16 protein-coding genes are annotated in these 15,642 nt (G+C 64.3%); all 16 read left to right on the forward strand.

All coding sequences use genetic code 11. The features are described from left to right. A partial coding sequence (locus SE91_RS13170; protein ID WP_245318447.1) for a PepSY-associated TM helix domain-containing protein occupies positions 1-992 on the forward strand: 992 nt, incomplete at its 5' end. Between the two features lie 478 nt (positions 993-1,470). Beyond that, the gene (locus tag SE91_RS13180; protein ID WP_008136158.1) at positions 1,471-1,836 is read left to right on the forward strand and encodes an NADH-quinone oxidoreductase subunit A; all 366 of its coding nucleotides are present in this window, start codon (positions 1,471-1,473) and stop codon (positions 1,834-1,836) included. After that, positions 1,827-2,414: a NuoB/complex I 20 kDa subunit family protein gene (locus SE91_RS13185; protein ID WP_061847881.1), complete on the forward strand. Its 588-nt coding sequence runs from the start codon at positions 1,827-1,829 to the stop codon at positions 2,412-2,414. The genes SE91_RS13180 and SE91_RS13185 overlap by 10 nt, the downstream gene beginning before the upstream one ends. A gap of 11 nt (positions 2,415-2,425) precedes the next feature. Further along, positions 2,426-3,040: an NADH-quinone oxidoreductase subunit C gene (locus tag SE91_RS13190; protein WP_061847882.1), complete on the forward strand. Its 615-nt coding sequence runs from the start codon at positions 2,426-2,428 to the stop codon at positions 3,038-3,040. A gap of 2 nt (positions 3,041-3,042) precedes the next feature. Beyond that, positions 3,043-4,239, forward strand: a complete 1,197-nt coding sequence (locus SE91_RS13195; protein WP_061847883.1) for an NADH-quinone oxidoreductase subunit D — start codon at positions 3,043-3,045, stop codon at positions 4,237-4,239. Further along, a complete protein-coding gene (locus SE91_RS13200; RefSeq protein ID WP_061847884.1) occupies positions 4,239-5,204 on the forward strand; it encodes an FkbM family methyltransferase in 966 nt (321 codons plus the stop codon). Before SE91_RS13195 ends, SE91_RS13200 begins: the two co-directional genes overlap by 1 nt. Before the next feature lie 12 nt (positions 5,205-5,216). Next, positions 5,217-5,828 carry an NADH-quinone oxidoreductase subunit NuoE gene (nuoE, locus tag SE91_RS13205; RefSeq protein WP_060736210.1) on the forward strand — a complete coding sequence of 204 codons (612 nt, stop codon included), beginning with the start codon at positions 5,217-5,219 and terminating at the stop codon, positions 5,826-5,828. Beyond that, positions 5,828-6,028 carry a hypothetical protein gene (locus SE91_RS13210; protein WP_061847885.1) on the forward strand — a complete coding sequence of 67 codons (201 nt, stop codon included), beginning with the start codon at positions 5,828-5,830 and terminating at the stop codon, positions 6,026-6,028. Before nuoE ends, SE91_RS13210 begins: the two co-directional genes overlap by 1 nt. A gap of 15 nt (positions 6,029-6,043) precedes the next feature. Continuing rightward, entirely contained in the window at positions 6,044-7,369 is a 1,326-nt protein-coding gene (nuoF, locus tag SE91_RS13215) for an NADH-quinone oxidoreductase subunit NuoF (RefSeq protein ID WP_060736209.1), read from the forward strand. A gap of 5 nt (positions 7,370-7,374) precedes the next feature. Beyond that, positions 7,375-9,450, forward strand: coding sequence for an NADH-quinone oxidoreductase subunit NuoG (nuoG, locus tag SE91_RS13220; protein WP_061847886.1), 2,076 nt, complete (start codon positions 7,375-7,377; stop codon positions 9,448-9,450). Positions 9,451-9,460: 10 nt separating this feature from the next. Then, positions 9,461-10,528: an NADH-quinone oxidoreductase subunit NuoH gene (nuoH, locus tag SE91_RS13225; protein WP_061847887.1), complete on the forward strand. Its 1,068-nt coding sequence runs from the start codon at positions 9,461-9,463 to the stop codon at positions 10,526-10,528. 14 nt (positions 10,529-10,542) lie between these two features. Beyond that, positions 10,543-11,031: an NADH-quinone oxidoreductase subunit NuoI gene (gene nuoI, locus SE91_RS13230; protein ID WP_026232873.1), complete on the forward strand. Its 489-nt coding sequence runs from the start codon at positions 10,543-10,545 to the stop codon at positions 11,029-11,031. A gap of 9 nt (positions 11,032-11,040) precedes the next feature. Next, positions 11,041-11,679, forward strand: a complete 639-nt coding sequence (locus SE91_RS13235; protein ID WP_060736208.1) for an NADH-quinone oxidoreductase subunit J — start codon at positions 11,041-11,043, stop codon at positions 11,677-11,679. After that, positions 11,676-11,984, forward strand: a complete 309-nt coding sequence (gene nuoK, locus SE91_RS13240; RefSeq protein WP_008547737.1) for an NADH-quinone oxidoreductase subunit NuoK — start codon at positions 11,676-11,678, stop codon at positions 11,982-11,984. The genes SE91_RS13235 and nuoK overlap by 4 nt, the downstream gene beginning before the upstream one ends. Positions 11,985-11,992: 8 nt before the next feature. Continuing rightward, a complete protein-coding gene (gene nuoL / locus SE91_RS13245) occupies positions 11,993-14,113 on the forward strand; it encodes an NADH-quinone oxidoreductase subunit L (RefSeq protein WP_061847888.1) in 2,121 nt (706 codons plus the stop codon). Then, a complete protein-coding gene (locus SE91_RS13250) occupies positions 14,114-15,622 on the forward strand; it encodes an NADH-quinone oxidoreductase subunit M (RefSeq protein WP_061847889.1) in 1,509 nt (502 codons plus the stop codon). It abuts the gene before it with no gap. The last annotated feature ends 20 nt before the right edge of the window (positions 15,623-15,642 follow it).

The following is a 15,642-nucleotide window of genomic DNA, read 5'->3' on the forward strand; positions in this document are numbered from 1 at the left end:
AGCCCGAAGCTCATGCGAGCGCGGCGCGCGCGACGCCGCAAGCCGTCGCCGACGCCGCGCTCGCCGCCGATCCCGGCCGGGTCATGCAATATATCTCCTGGGACAAGGACGAGCCCGGGATCGTGATGGCCTTCACCAACAACGCGCCTGACGGGCTTCCCGACAATGCGACGGTGCGGGCCTTCGACGCCGTCTCGGCCAAGCTGCTCGGGCCGGTTGGCGTCGGGCCGATGCTGATCGTGCTCAAGCTGCACACCGACATGTTCGCCGGCCAAGCGGGGAAATTGTTTCTGGGTGCGATGGGTCTGCTCTTTGCCGTCGCCATCGTCTCGGGCGTGGTGTTGTATTGGCCGTTCACCCGCCGCCTGCGCTTTGCCACCATCCGCGATCGTGCCTCCCGCCGCGTGCGCTGGCTCGACTGGCACAATCTGATCGGGGTGGTGACGGTGGCCTGGGCGCTGGTGGTCGGGCTGACCGGCGTCGTCAACACCTGGGCCGAGCTGATGCTGAACCAGTGGAAGGCGACGGAGCTCGCCAGCATGGTCGCACCCTATGCCGGCAAGCCGCCGCCCGTGCATCTGGCCTCGCTCGACGATGTCGTCGCCCGGGCGAAGGGGGCAGCCCCCGGCATGGACGTCGCCTTCATCGCGTTTCCCGGCACGCCGTTCACCTCCTCGCATCATTTTGCTGCCTTCATGCGCGGCGACACGGCACTGACGGCGCGCCTGCTCAAGCCGGTCCTGCTCGACGGCGAGACCGGCGAGGTTGCCGACAGCAGGGCGCTGCCGCTCTATCTTCAGGCCCTGTTGATCTCGCAGCCGCTGCATTTCGGTGACTACGGCGGCATGCCGCTCAAGGTGATCTGGGCCGTGCTCGACCTGCTCACGATCATCGTGATCGGCAGCGGCCTGTATCTGTGGCTGGCGCGACGGCGGAAACGGACGTCGGCGCGGCTCGACACATTCGCCAGACGAGCCCCGGTCCCGTCGTGATGCATGGCTCGTCGGATCGCGCGCGCCTGTGGATACGTGTCTTTGCTGCACCTATCCTGCTCGCGGCCGCGACCATCGTCGGGCTTCTGGCTGCGCTGCTCTGGGGCGTGGTCGGCCAGTATGTCGCCTGGGTGACGGTCGGGGCGCCGGTACTGGTCGTGGCCTGGGCTTGGGTGCGCTGCCGCACCCAAAAAACCCGGCCATTCTCGCAGCCGACCCGGGGCCGATAGCCCGCGCGGCGCGCGGCCCGCAATCGCAGATCGCTGCCCTGCGAAATTGCGGCCGGCCTTGCTGGGGCAGGCGATCTGCTCCATACCAGCGCGCGGGGTGATTCCGGCGTTTCCACCGTTCTGGAGGCCGCAAAGGGCCTAAAATGAGCGTGTCTTGCGCCCATTGGTGCACTGCGCTAAGGCTCAGAATAATTCCAAACCGGACGAATCCGTGGCTGTCCCGAGGCTGCGGGAAAAAGGGCTCGTCAATGAGCGGTATTCTGCAGAACTATCTCCCACTCGTCGTCTTTATAGGGGTAGCTGGCCTCATCGGCCTCGTGCTGCTGATCGCGCCCTTCATCGTTGCGTTCCAGCAGCCGGACCCGGAAAAGCTGTCGGCGTATGAGTGCGGTTTCAACGCGTTCGACGACGCCCGCATGAAGTTCGACGTGCGCTTCTACCTGGTCGCCATCCTCTTCATCATCTTCGACCTCGAGGTGGCGTTCCTGTTTCCCTGGGCGGTGGCGTTCGGCAAGCTTGGCGCGACCGGCTTCTGGTCCATGGTGGTGTTCCTCGCCGTGCTGACGGTCGGGTTCGCCTATGAATGGAAGAAGGGAGCACTCGAATGGGATTGAACCCTGCATCGTCCACCGGTCCGGTCGTCGCGCCGGCCCCCAAGGGCATTCTGGATCCGTCGACCGGCAGGCCGGTCGGCGCCAATGATCCGTTCTTCCTCGAGGTCAATTCCGAGCTGTCCGACAAGGGCTTCTTCGTGGCCGCGACCGACGACCTCATCACCTGGGCGCGCACCGGCTCCCTGATGTGGATGACCTTCGGTCTTGCCTGCTGCGCTGTCGAGATGATGCAGGTGTCGATGCCGCGCTACGACGTCGAGCGCTTCGGCTTCGCCCCGCGTGCTTCGCCGCGCCAGTCCGACGTGATGATCGTCGCGGGCACGCTGACCAACAAGATGGCCCCGGCTCTGCGCAAGGTCTACGACCAGATGCCCGAGCCGCGCTACGTCATCTCGATGGGCTCCTGCGCCAACGGCGGCGGCTACTATCACTATTCCTACTCGGTCGTGCGTGGCTGCGACCGCATCGTGCCGATCGACATCTACGTGCCGGGCTGCCCGCCAACGGCGGAAGCGCTGCTCTACGGCGTGCTGCTGCTGCAGAAGAAGATCCGCCGCACCGGCACCATCGAACGCTAAGGTTTTACGTCATGGACGACGCCAAGCTCGACGCCCTGGGGCAGACGATCGTTAGCGCGCTGCCGGGCGCCGCCACCGGTCACTCGGTGGCCTTCAACCAGCTCACGGTGGACGTCGAGGCCGCCAGGATCGTCGAAGTGGTCAAGTACCTGCGCGACGATCCGAAATGCCGTTTCGTCAATTTCACCGACATCACGGCGGTGGACTATCCCGATCGCGAGAAGCGTTTCGACGTGATCTATCATTTCCTGTCCCCGACGCTGAACACGCGGATTCGGCTGAGGGCGCAGGCGGACGAGACCACGCAGGTGCCGTCGCTGATCGACGTCTTCCCGGGCGCGGACTGGTTCGAGCGCGAGGCCTACGACCTCTATGGCGTATTCTTCGTCGGCCACCCCGACATGCGCCGCATCCTCACCGATTACGGTTTCGAGGGCCATCCGCTGCGCAAGGATTTCCCGCTGACCGGTTTCGTCGAGGTCCGCTACGACGACCAGGAGAAGCGGGTGGTGTACGAGCCCGTCCGGCTCAACCAGGAATTCCGAAAGTTCGATTTTTTGTCACCGTGGGAAGGCGCCGATTATCCGGTCCTGCCAGGCGATGAAAAAGCAGGGCCGAAGGTCTGATCATGAACGAGCAAACCGAACAGCTTCGCAATTTCACAATCAACTTCGGACCGCAGCATCCGGCGGCCCATGGTGTGTTGCGCCTCGTGCTCGAATTGGACGGTGAGGTCGTCGCGCGCGTCGATCCCCATATCGGCTTGCTTCACCGCGGCACCGAAAAGCTGATCGAGCAGAAGACCTATCTGCAGGCGATCCCTTACTTCGACCGGCTCGACTATGTCGCGCCGATGAACCAGGAGCACGCCTTCTGCCTCGCCGCCGAGAAGCTGCTCGGCATCGAGGTGCCGCGCCGTGGCCAGTTGATCCGCGTGCTCTATTGCGAGATCGGCCGCATCCTGTCGCATTTGCTCAACGTCACCACGCAGGCGATGGACGTCGGCGCGCTGACCCCGCCGCTGTGGGGCTTCGAAGAGCGCGAGAAGCTGATGGTGTTCTACGAGCGTGCCTCGGGCAGCCGCATGCACGCGGCGTACTTCCGCGTCGGCGGCGTGCATCAGGACCTGCCGCAGAAGCTGGTCGACGACATCGAGGCCTGGTGCGATCCGTTCCTCAAAGTCGTGGACGACCTCGATCGGCTGCTCACCGCCAATCGCATCTTCAAGCAGCGCAACGTCGACATCGGCGTGGTGCCGCTCAAGGAAGCCTGGGAGTGGGGCTTCTCGGGCGTGATGGTGCGCGGCTCCGGCGCGGCCTGGGACCTGCGCAAGTCGCAGCCTTATGAATGCTATGCCGAGATGGATTTCGACATCCCGATCGGCAAGAACGGCGACTGCTACGACCGTTACCTGATCCGCATGGAAGAGATGCGCCAGTCCGTGCGCATCATGAAGCAGTGCATCCAGAAGCTGAACGCGCCGGACGGGAAGGGCCCCGTCGTCGTCGAGGACAACAAGGTCGCGCCGCCGCGCCGTGGCGAGATGAAGCGCTCGATGGAGGCGCTGATCCATCACTTCAAGCTCTACACCGAAGGCGTTCACGTGCCGGCCGGCGAGGTCTACGCCGCGGTCGAGGCGCCCAAGGGCGAGTTCGGCGTCTATCTCGTTTCTGACGGCACCAACAAGCCCTACAAGTGCAAGATCCGCGCGCCGGGCTTCGCGCATCTGCAGGCCATGGACCACATCTGCCGCGGTCATCTGCTCGCCGACGTCTCGGCGATCCTCGGCTCGCTCGACATCGTGTTCGGAGAGGTCGATCGCTGATGGGCCAGCAGGCGCCAATCCAGTTCGACCGCGCCTCGGGGGCCCTTGAAGGGGCCAACCTGTGGGAGCGGACGGCTGCCTTGGCGCTGGTGACGGGTTCGAAGATCTCCTCGCACTTCTCGCATATGGGCTACATCGCCTGTGCGAACCTGCTGCGGAAGACGCTGCCCGAGCGCAACATCGCGATCCGGCTCAATCCCGACGCCGTGTTCGAATTCCCGTATGGCGACGGCTATTGGAGCAAGCTGCTCAACCGCTCGTACAATTATGAAGACGAGCTGGAAGTGCTGTTCGCGGACTCCGTCGACGTCGACTACACGCTGCTCGATTGCGGTGCCAATTACGGCTATTGGTCGGTGCTGGTCTCCAGCAGGCCGTTCGGCGCGCACAAGGCCATCGCGATCGAGCCGTCGGGGCAGAACTATCCGAAGCTCGCCAACAACGCCCGCATCAACGCTGGTCGCTTCGAGACCATGAAGTGTGCGATCGGCGCGGCCCGCGGCACCGCGCGCCTCTCGGGCACCAAGCACGAGGCCTTCAGCATCGCCGGCGCTGCGTCGGCGGGCGGCGAGGAAGTGCCGGTCATCGCGCTCGACAATCTGATCGACGACGGCAAGATCGCCGCCAGCGGCAAGTACCTGATCAAGCTCGACGTCGAGGGCGTCGAGATCGAGGCGATCAAGGGCGGGGCCCGGCTGCTCCAGGCCGACAGCGTCATCATGTGCGAGGAGCACGGCAGCGACCGCTCGCATGCGGTGTCGCGCTTCATCCTCGAACAGACCCCGCTGAAGCTGATCGTGTTCGATCCGCGCAGCAACCGGATGGAGACCGTGACTGAGCTGTCGATCCTCGACCGCATCAAGGTCTCGACCCATGTCGGCTACAACGTCTTCGGCACCGCAAGCGCATTCTGGCAGGACAGGATCGAAGCCCTGAATGCGAAAACCGCGCGCCGCATGCAGTGAGAGATTGAAGAGATGTCCGTTCGCCGATTAGCCCCGAAGGAAGTCCAGCCCGCGAGCTTTGCGTTCACGGAGGAGAACCTCGCATTCGCACGGCAGCAGATCGCGAAATATCCGGCCGGACGCCAGGCCTCCGCTGTCATCGCCATCCTCTGGCGCGCGCAGGAACAGCACGACGGCTGGGTCTCGGAAGCCGCGATCCGCGTCATCGCCGACATGCTCGACATGCCCTATATCCGCGTGCTCGAAGTTGCGACCTTTTACACGATGTTCCAGCTCGCTCCCGTCGGCAAGAAGGCCCACGTCCAGGTCTGCGGCACCACGCCCTGCCGCCTGCGCGGCGCCGAGGACCTGATCCACGTCTGCGAGCACCGCATCCATCACGAGCCCTTCCATCTCTCCAAGGACGGCAATTTCAGCTGGGAAGAGGTGGAGTGTCTCGGCGCCTGCGTGAACGCGCCGATGGTGCTGATCGGCAAGGATACCTACGAGGACCTGACCAAGGAAAGCTTCGGCAAGGTGCTCGATGGTTTCGCTTCGGGCAATCCGCCCAAGCCGGGCCCGCAGAACGGTCGCCAGTTCTCGGCGCCGATCACCGGACCGACCACGCTCAAGGAGATCACCTGATGCGTGATCTCATCGCAATCGGAGGGAGCACGGCCGTGAAGAGATGGGGCTTCGTCGCCATGCATGCCGCGATCGCGGCGGCCTTCATGTTCATGCTGCAGCGTTTCTTCATGAACGCCTCGCAGGAGACCAGTCTGCTCTGGGCGCTGTTCTTCGCCGTCTGCGCCGCCGGACTTGCCTACAAGCAGTCCATTCGTTGATCGGAAAGCACTGATATGCTCGAGGACAAGGACCGCATCTTCAAGAACCTCTACGGCCTCCACGATTGGGGGCTCGAAGGCGCGCGGCGCCGCGGCGCCTGGGATGGCACCAAGAACATCATCGATAAGGGCCGCGATTGGATCATCAACGAGATGAAGGCGTCGGGCCTGCGCGGCCGCGGCGGCGCCGGCTTCCCGACCGGCCTGAAATGGTCTTTCATGCCGAAGGAATCGACCGACGGCCGGCCGAGCTATCTCGTCGTCAACGCCGACGAGTCCGAGCCTGGCACCTGCAAGGATCGCGAGATCATGCGGCACGATCCGCATCTCCTGATCGAGGGCTGCCTGATCGCAAGCTGCGCGATGAACGCGCACACCTGCTACATCTATGTCCGCGGCGAGTTCATCCGCGAGCGCGAGCATCTCCAGGCTGCGATCGACCAGGCCTATGACGCCAAGCTGGTCGGCAAGGACAACGTCAACGGCTGGCCGTTCGACATCTACGTCGCCCACGGCGCCGGCGCCTATATCTGCGGCGAGGAGACCGCGCTGCTCGAAAGCCTCGAAGGAAAGAAGGGCCAGCCGCGTCTGAAGCCGCCGTTCCCGGCCAATGTCGGCCTGTTCGGCTGCCCGACCACCGTCAACAACGTCGAGTCGATTGCGGTCGCGCCGGACATCCTGCGCCGCGGCGCGGCCTGGTTCGCCGGCATCGGCCGCCCGAACAATGTCGGCACCAAGCTGTTCTGCATCTCCGGCCATGTCGAGCGGCCCTGCAACGTCGAAGAGGCCATGGGCATTCCGTTCCGTGAGCTGATCGAGAAGCATTGCGGCGGCATCCGCGGCGGCTGGGACAACCTCAAGGCCGTGATCCCCGGCGGCTCGTCGGTGCGCATGGTACCGGCCGAGCAGATCATCGACACGCCGATGGATTTCGATAGCTTGAGCAAGCTGCGCTCGGGTCTCGGCACCGCCGCCGTCATCGTGATGGACAAGTCGACCGATCTGATCCGTGCGATTGCCCGCATCTCCTATTTCTACAAGCATGAGAGCTGCGGCCAGTGCACGCCGTGCCGCGAGGGCACGGGCTGGATGTGGCGCGTGCTCACCCGCATGGCCGAGGGCCGCGCCCACAAGCGCGAGATCGACATGCTCCTCGAAGTGACGAAGCAGGTCGAAGGCCACACCATCTGCGCGCTCGGCGATGCAGCGGCATGGCCGATCCAGGGCCTGATCGCGCATTTCCGTCACGAGATCGAAGCGCGCATCGACCAATATTCGCACAAGGCCGACATCGACGATGCCGGCGTCCGCGATCCCGTGAACATGGTCGCGGCGGAGTAGGAAGAATGACCAAGCTCATCATCGACGGCAAAGAGATCGATGTGCCCGCCGAATACACGCTGCTTCAGGCGTGCGAGGCCGCGGGCGCCGAGATTCCGCGCTTCTGCTATCACGAGCGGCTGTCGATCGCCGGCAATTGCCGGATGTGCCTCGTCGAGGTGAAGGGCGGCCCGAAGCCGGTCGCGAGCTGCGCCTGGGGCGTGCGCGACTGCCGTCCGGGTCCCAAGGGCGAGCCGCCGGAGATCTCCACCCGTTCGCCGATGGTGAAGAAGGCGCGCGAAGGCGTGATGGAGTTCCTGCTCATCAACCATCCGCTGGATTGCCCGATCTGCGACCAGGGCGGCGAGTGCGACCTGCAGGACCAGGCGATGGGCTATGGTGTCGACACCAGCCGCTTCGCCGAGAACAAGCGCGCGGTCGAGGACAAATATCTCGGCGCGCTGGTCAAGACCTCGATGAACCGCTGCATCCAGTGCACGCGCTGCGTCCGCTTCTCGGCGGAAGTCGCCGGCGCGCCCGAGATGGGCGCCACCGGCCGCGGCGAGGACATGGAGATCACGACCTATCTCGAGCACGCGCTGACCTCGGAATTGCAGGGCAACCTCGTCGACATCTGCCCGGTCGGTGCGCTGACCTCGAAGCCTTATGCCTTCGCGGCGCGGCCCTGGGAGCTCGGAAAGACCCAGTCGATCGACGTCATGGACGGCGTCGGCTCTGCGATCCGCGTCGACACGCGCGGCCGCGAGGTGATGCGCATTCTGCCGCGCATCAACGAGGCCGTGAACGAGGAGTGGATCTCCGACAAGACCCGCCACGTCGTCGACGGCTTGCGCACCCAGCGTCTCGACCGACCCTATATTCGCGAAGCCGGCAAGCTGCGTGCGGCGACTTGGCCCGAGGCCTTTGCCGCCATCGCGTCCAAGGCCGCGCGCACCGACGGCAAGCGCATCGGCGCGATCGCTGGCGATCTCGCCGGCGTCGAGGAGATGTTCGCGCTGAAGGACCTGCTGACCAAGTACGGCTCGGCCAATCTGGCGGTGCAGGGTGGCGACGCCTTCGATCCTGCGCTCGGCCGCGGCTCCTACATCTTCAATCCGACGCTCGCAGGCGTCGAGCAGGCCGACGCTCTGCTGATCATCGGTGCCAATCCGCGGAAGGAGGCGGCCGTGTTCAACGCCCGCATCCGCAAGCGCTGGCGTGCCGGCGGCTTCAAGGTCGGCGTCATCGGTCCCAAGCCCGATCTGACCTACGATTACGATCATCTCGGCGCAGGCACTGACACGCTCGGCGAACTCGCGGCCGGCAAGCACTCCTTCATGGACGTGCTGAAGAACGCCAAGAACCCGATCATCCTGGTCGGCGCGGGGGCAGCCTCCCGCCACGATGGCGCCGCCATTCTCGCTGCCAGCGCCAAGCTCGCGCTCGATGTCGGCGCGGTCAAGGACGGCTGGAACGGCTTTGGCGTGCTGCATGAGAGCGCCTCGCGCGTCGGCGCGCTCGACATCGGCTTTGCCGCCACCACAGGCGGCTTGAACGCGGCGCAGATGACGACGTTCGGCACGCTGGACTTGCTGTTCCTGCTCGGCGCCGACGAGATCAAGGCGCCGGATGGTACCTTCGTCGTCTATATCGGCACCCATGGCGATCGCGGCGCGCACCGCGCCGACGTGATCCTGCCGGCGGCGGCTTACACGGAGAAGTCCGCGATCTACGTCAACACCGAAGGCCGCGTGCAGATGACCGGGCGCGCCGCATTCCCGCCGGGCGAAGCCCGCGAGGACTGGGCGATCATCCGCGCGCTGTCGGAAGCGCTCGGCAAGAAGCTTGGCTACGATTCGCTGGCCGCCTTGCGGCAGGTGATCTTCAAGGCCGTGCCGCACCTGATCCGTCTTGACCAGATCGAGGCCAGTTCCGCCGACCAGATCAAGAAGCTGGCGGGGAAGGGCGGCTCGCCCGAGAAGGCGCCGTTCAAGCCGCTGGTCGAGGATTTCTACCTGACCAACCCAATCGCGCGTGCCTCTGCCGTGATGGCGGAATGCTCGCGCCTCGCCTCCGGGCATATGCTGACCGCAGCGGAGTGAGCGTGATCTGATGGCATTCTTCGAAAGCGCATTCTGGACCGGGTTCCTCTGGCCGCTGATCATCATGGTCGCGCAGAGCGTCCTGGTGCTCGTCGTCCTCCTGGTGGCGATCGCCTACATCCTGCTCGCGGATCGCAAGATCTGGGCGGCAGTGCAGATCCGCCGCGGCCCGAACGTGGTCGGTCCCTGGGGCCTGCTGCAATCCTTCGCGGACCTGCTCAAATTCGTGCTGAAGGAGCCGATCATCCCGGCCGGCGCCAACAAGGGCGTGTTCCTGCTGGCCCCGCTGGTGTCGTGCGTGCTGGCCCTTGCCGCCTGGGCGGTGATCCCGACCAATCTCGGCTGGGTGATCGCCGACATCAATGTCGGCGTCCTCTTCATCTTCGCGATCTCGTCGCTGTCGATCTACGGCATCATCATGGCCGGCTGGTCGTCGAACTCGAAATACCCGTTCCTGGCCGCGCTGCGCTCGGCGGCGCAGATGGTGTCCTACGAAGTCTCGATCGGCTTCGTCATCATCACCGTGCTGCTCTGCGCCGGCACGCTGAACCTGTCGGCCGTGGTCGAGGCCCAGCATGTGCGCGGCCTTGCCAGCCTGATCGGGTTGCCGCAGCTCACGATCCTGAACTGGTACGTCTGGCCGCTGTTCCCGATGTTCGTGGTGTTCTACGTCTCGGCGCTGGCGGAAACCAACCGTCCGCCCTTCGACCTCGTCGAAGCGGAGTCCGAGCTGGTGGCCGGCTTCATGGTCGAATACGGCTCGACGCCGTACCTCTTGTTCATGCTCGGCGAGTACGTCGCGATCGTCACGATGTGCGCGCTGGCGACGATCCTGTTCCTCGGCGGCTGGCTGCCGCCCGTCGACCTGCCGCCCTTCAACTGGGTGCCGGGGATCATCTGGTTCTCGCTGAAGCTGTTCTTCATGTTCTTCCTGTTCGCGATGGCGAAGGCGATCGTGCCGCGCTACCGCTACGATCAACTGATGCGCCTCGGCTGGAAGGTGTTCCTGCCGCTGTCGCTGGCGATGGTGATCGTGGTGGCCGGCGTGCTGCAATTCGCCGGCATCGCGCCGAAGTGAGGTCCGTCATGGGTATCAACATCAACGCCACCGCACGCTCGCTTCTGCTGTCGGAATTCGTCTCGGCGTTCTTCCTCGCCATGCGCTATTTCTTCCAGCCGAAGCCGACGCTGAACTATCCGTTCGAGAAGGGCCCAATCTCGCCGCGCTTCCGCGGCGAGCATGCGCTGCGCCGCTATCCGAACGGCGAGGAACGCTGCATCGCCTGCAAGCTGTGCGAAGCGGTCTGCCCGGCGCAGGCCATCACCATCGAAGCCGGCCCGCGCCGCAACGATGGCACCCGCCGCACCGTGCGCTACGACATCGACATGGTGAAGTGCATCTATTGCGGCCTCTGCCAGGAGGCCTGTCCGGTCGACGCCATCGTCGAAGGTCCGAACTTCGAGTTCGCGACCGAGACCCGCGAGGAACTGTTCTATGACAAGGCCAAGCTGCTCGCTAACGGCGACCGCTGGGAACGCGAGATCGCGAAAGCGATCGAGCTCGATGCGCCGTACCGGTGAGGTGAGGGCATGATCCTTCCCGCGCTGTTCTTCTATCTCTTCGCCGGCGTCTGCGTCGCCTCGGCGGTGATGGTGATTGTCTCGCGCAATCCCGTGCACTCCGTGCTGTACCTGATCCTGGCCTTCGTCAACGCCTCCGGCCTGTTCGTGCTGATGGGCGCCGAATTCCTCGGCATGATGCTGATCGTCGTCTATGTCGGCGCGGTCGCGGTCCTGTTCCTGTTCGTGATCATGATGCTCGACGTCGACTTCATCGAGCTCCGCGAAGGCTTCATCCAGTATCTGCCGGTCGGTCTCGTGATCGGCGGCATTTTCCTGTTCGAGCTGCTGCTGACCGTCGGTGCCTGGATCATCAACCCGACTGTGAGCAAGACCATCACGTCACCGATCCCGGCCAATGTTTCCAACACCGAGGCGCTCGGCCTCGTGCTCTATACGAAGTACATCCACTACTTCCAGCTCTCGGGCATGGTGCTGCTGGTCGCCATGATCGGCGCCATCGTGCTGACGCTGCGCCACAAGGCGAGCGTGAAGCGGCAGGACATCAACGTTCAGAACGCGCGCACGCCTGAAATGGCGATGGCGATGCGCAAGGTGGCGCCGGGGCAGGGGCTCTCGGACGCGGATGCGGCGGAGTGGGTGAAATGACGATCGGGCTCGGACACTATCTGGCGGTCGGCGCGATCCTGTTCACGCTCGGCATCCTCGGCATCTTCCTGAACCGCAAGAACATCATCGTCATCCTGATGTCGATCGAGCTGATCCTGCTCTCGGTCAACATCAACCTCGTCGCGTTCTCGACCTTCCTCGGCGACATCGTCGGCCAGGTCTTCGCGCTTCTGGTGCTCACCGTTGCGGCCGCCGAAGCCGCGATCGGTCTCGCCATCCTGGTGGTCTATTTCCGCAACCGCGGCTCGATCGCGGTTGAGGACGTCAATCTGATGAAGGGCTGAGCTCAGTCATGGTTCAGGCAATTGTCTTTCTGCCTCTGCTGGGCGCCATTCTGGCTGGCCTGATCGCGCTGTTCGGCGCGCATGCCCGCAATCCCTCCGGCGACGAGCTCGATCATCACGGCGACCATGGACATGGGCATGCCCATGTCCATGCCAATGCCCATGCGTCCGATACGATCAACCAGGATGCGTCGGTCATCCACGAGACCCATCACGAGCCCGGCGACGGGCACGACGACCACGGCCATGGTCCGGCCGAGCCGCCTGCCGCCGGCTCGCGCGGCGCCGAGCTGATCACCACGGCGCTGCTGTTCGTCTCGGCGGCGCTGTCCTGGATGACGCTGGTCGACGTCGGCTTCATGCACCACGACTACAGGATCCAGCTGCTGCCCTGGATCTTCTCCGGCGACCTCCAGGTCTGGTGGACGCTGCGCGTCGACACGCTCACCGCCGTGATGCTGGTGGTGGTGACGACCGTTTCCTCGCTCGTGCACCTCTATTCCATCGGCTACATGGACGAGGATCCGAACCGGCCGCGCTTCTTCGGCTATCTCTCGCTGTTCACCTTCGCCATGCTGATGCTGGTGACGGCGGACAACCTCGTGCAGCTGTTCTTCGGCTGGGAAGGCGTGGGCCTCGCCAGCTACCTGCTGATCGGCTTCTGGTACCAGAAGCCGTCGGCGAACGCGGCCGCCATCAAGGCCTTCGTCGTCAACCGCGTTGGCGACTTTGGTTTTGCGCTCGGCATCTTCGCGATCTTCATGCTGGTCGGCTCGACCGATTTCGAGACCATCTTCCATGCCGCGCCGGGTCTCACCGGCAAGACCATCAACTTCCTCGGCTGGCACGCCGACGCGCTGACCCTGACCTGCCTCCTGTTGTTCATGGGCGCGATGGGCAAGTCGGCGCAGTTCCTGCTGCACACCTGGTTGCCTGACGCGATGGAAGGCCCGACCCCGGTCTCGGCGCTGATCCATGCCGCGACCATGGTCACCGCCGGCGTGTTCATGGTGGCGCGTCTGTCGCCGCTGTTCGAGCTCGCTCCGAATGCGCAGGCCGTCGTGATGTTCTTCGGCGCCACCACGGCGTTCTTCGCGGCGACCATCGGCCTCGTCCAGAACGACATCAAGCGGATCGTCGCCTATTCGACCTGTTCGCAGCTCGGCTACATGTTCGTGGCGATGGGAGCGGGGGCCTATTCGGTCGGCATGTTCCATCTGTTCACGCACGCCTTCTTCAAGGCGCTGCTGTTCTTAGGCTCCGGCTCGGTGATCTACGCGATGCACCACGAGCAGGACATCCGCAACATGGGCGGCCTCTGGAAGAAGATCCCTTACACCTATGCGGTGATGGTGGTCGGCACGCTGGCGCTGACCGGCTTCCCGCTCACGGCCGGCTATTTCTCCAAGGACGCGATCATCGAATCCGCCTACGCCGCGCACAATCCGTTCGCGATGTACGGCTTCCTGATGACGGTCGTCGCCGCCGGCCTGACCTCGTTCTACTCCTGGCGCCTGATCTTCAAGACCTTCCACGGCGAGCCGCATGACGAGCATCACTACGAGGCCGCGCATGAGGCTCCGATCTGGATGCTGATCCCGATCGGCGTGCTCGCGGTCGGCTCGTTCGTCGCCGGTCTGCCGTTCAAGGAGCTGTTCGCCGGCCATGGCATCGAGGAGTTCTTCCGCGAATCCGTGAAGATGAACCCGCACATCATCGAGGAGATGCACCACATTCCGCAGGCCATCGCGTTGCTGCCGACGGTGATGATGGTGCTGGGCTTCCTGGTGTCGTACCTGTTCTACATCCGCCGGCCTTACCTGCCAGTCGAGCTCGCGACCACGCAGCCGATGCTGTACCAATTCCTGCTCAACAAATGGTACTTCGACGAGCTCTACGACTTCATCTTTGTCCGTCCGGCGAAGTGGCTCGGCTACCAGCTCTGGAAGAAGGGCGACGGTTTCATCATCGACGGCCTGGGCCCCGACGGCGTCTCCGCCCGCGTGCTGGACGTCACCCGCAATGTCGTGAAGATTCAGACCGGCTATCTCTATCACTACGCCTTCGCCATGCTGATCGGCGCCGCCGGCCTGATTACCTGGTTCATGTTCGGCTTTGGAGGCCAGTAAATGACGACCTGGCCCATCCTTTCGGTCACGACGTTCCTGCCTTTGGTCGGTGCGCTGATCGTTTATCTCAGCCGCGGCGACGACGAGGCAGCCAAGCGCAATTCGCGCTGGATCGCGCTCTGGACCACGCTGATCACCTTCGGGGTGTCCGTGATCCTGGTCATGCGCTTCGATCCCGCAAACCCCGACTTCCAGTTCGTCGAGAAGGCGAACTGGCTCGCCACCGGTATCACCTATCACATGGGCGTCGACGGCATCTCGCTGCCGCTGGTGATCCTGACCACCGCGATCATGCCGTTCTGCATCATCGCGAGCTGGAAGGCGGTCACCAACCGCGTCCGCGAATACATGATGGCGTTCCTGATCCTGGAAACGCTGATGATCGGCACCTTCTCGGCGCTCGATCTCGTGCTGTTCTACCTGTTCTTCGAGGGCGGCCTGATTCCGATGTTCCTGATCATCGGCGTCTGGGGCGGTCCGCGCCGGGTCTATGCGTCGTTCAAGTTCTTCCTCTACACGCTGCTCGGCTCGGTCCTGATGCTGCTCGCCATCATGGCGCTGTACTGGAACGGCGGCACCACCGACATCCCGACGCTGATGCATACCGCCGTGCCGCGGTCGCTGCAGACCTGGGCGTGGCTCGCCTTCTTCGCCTCGTTCGCGGTGAAGATGCCGATGTGGCCGGTGCACACCTGGCTGCCGGACGCGCACGTCGAGGCGCCAACCGCGGGCTCGGTGGTCCTGGCCGCGATCCTGCTGAAGATGGGCGGCTACGGCTTCCTGCGCTTCTCGCTGCCGATGTTCCCGCTGGCCTCGCACGACTTCGCGCCGCTGGTCTTCACGCTCTCGGCCATCGCCATCATCTACACCTCGCTGGTGGCCCTGATGCAGGAGGACATGAAGAAGCTGATCGCGTACTCGTCGGTGGCGCATATGGGATTCGTCACCATGGGCATCTTCGCCGGCACCATGCAGGGCGTCGCCGGCGGCATGTTCCAGATGATCTCGCACGGCATCGTCTCCGGCGCGCTGTTCCTCTGCGTCGGCGTCGTCTACGACCGCCTGCACACCCGCGAGATCGCGGCCTACGGCGGCCTCGTCAACCGGATGCCACTCTACGCGCTGACCTTCATGGTCTTCACCATGGCCAATGTCGGTCTGCCCGGCACGAGCGGCTTCGTCGGCGAGTTCATGACGCTGCTCGGCACCTTCAAGGTCTCGATCCCGACCGCGTTCTTCGCGACCTTCGGTGTCATCCTGTCGGCGGGTTACGCGCTGTGGCTCTACCGCAAGGTCGTGTTCGGGGCGCTGGTCAAGCCATCGCTGGCGAGCATGAAGGATCTCACCTTGCGCGAATGCGTGACGCTGTTCCCGCTGATCGCGCTGACGATCCTGTTCGGCGTCTATCCGAAGCCCGTGCTCGACATGTCGGCCGCCTCGGTCCAGCAACTCGTCAACAATTACAACACCGCCGTGTCGGCCGTGAAGGCCGCCGCACTGCTCCAGTGAGCGGGCAGGTCAGGATATCG

Source organism: Bradyrhizobium sp. DOA1, from assembly GCF_001593325.1.
In the GTDB taxonomy this organism is placed as follows: Bacteria; Pseudomonadota; Alphaproteobacteria; order Rhizobiales; family Xanthobacteraceae; genus Bradyrhizobium.

Bases quoted from the DNA above. Each gene is read 5' to 3' on its own strand.
- SE91_RS13250 (WP_061847889.1), top strand. From the start codon at position 14,114: ATGACGACCTGGCCCATCCTTTCGGTCACGACGTTCCTGCCTTTGGTC.
- nuoH (WP_061847887.1), top strand. From the start codon at position 9,461: ATGGCATTCTTCGAAAGCGCATTCTGGACCGGGTTCCTCTGGCCGCTG.
- SE91_RS13210 (WP_061847885.1), top strand. From the start codon at position 5,828: ATGCGTGATCTCATCGCAATCGGAGGGAGCACGGCCGTGAAGAGATGG.
- nuoG (WP_061847886.1), top strand. From the start codon at position 7,375: ATGACCAAGCTCATCATCGACGGCAAAGAGATCGATGTGCCCGCCGAA.
- SE91_RS13235 (WP_060736208.1), top strand. From the start codon at position 11,041: ATGATCCTTCCCGCGCTGTTCTTCTATCTCTTCGCCGGCGTCTGCGTC.
- SE91_RS13180 (WP_008136158.1), top strand. From the start codon at position 1,471: ATGAGCGGTATTCTGCAGAACTATCTCCCACTCGTCGTCTTTATAGGG.
- nuoF (WP_060736209.1), top strand. From the start codon at position 6,044: ATGCTCGAGGACAAGGACCGCATCTTCAAGAACCTCTACGGCCTCCAC.
- nuoE (WP_060736210.1), top strand. From the start codon at position 5,217: ATGTCCGTTCGCCGATTAGCCCCGAAGGAAGTCCAGCCCGCGAGCTTT.
- SE91_RS13190 (WP_061847882.1), top strand. From the start codon at position 2,426: ATGGACGACGCCAAGCTCGACGCCCTGGGGCAGACGATCGTTAGCGCG.
- nuoL (WP_061847888.1), top strand. From the start codon at position 11,993: ATGGTTCAGGCAATTGTCTTTCTGCCTCTGCTGGGCGCCATTCTGGCT.
- nuoK (WP_008547737.1), top strand. From the start codon at position 11,676: ATGACGATCGGGCTCGGACACTATCTGGCGGTCGGCGCGATCCTGTTC.
- SE91_RS13200 (WP_061847884.1), top strand. From the start codon at position 4,239: ATGGGCCAGCAGGCGCCAATCCAGTTCGACCGCGCCTCGGGGGCCCTT.
- SE91_RS13195 (WP_061847883.1), top strand. From the start codon at position 3,043: ATGAACGAGCAAACCGAACAGCTTCGCAATTTCACAATCAACTTCGGA.
- SE91_RS13185 (WP_061847881.1), top strand. From the start codon at position 1,827: ATGGGATTGAACCCTGCATCGTCCACCGGTCCGGTCGTCGCGCCGGCC.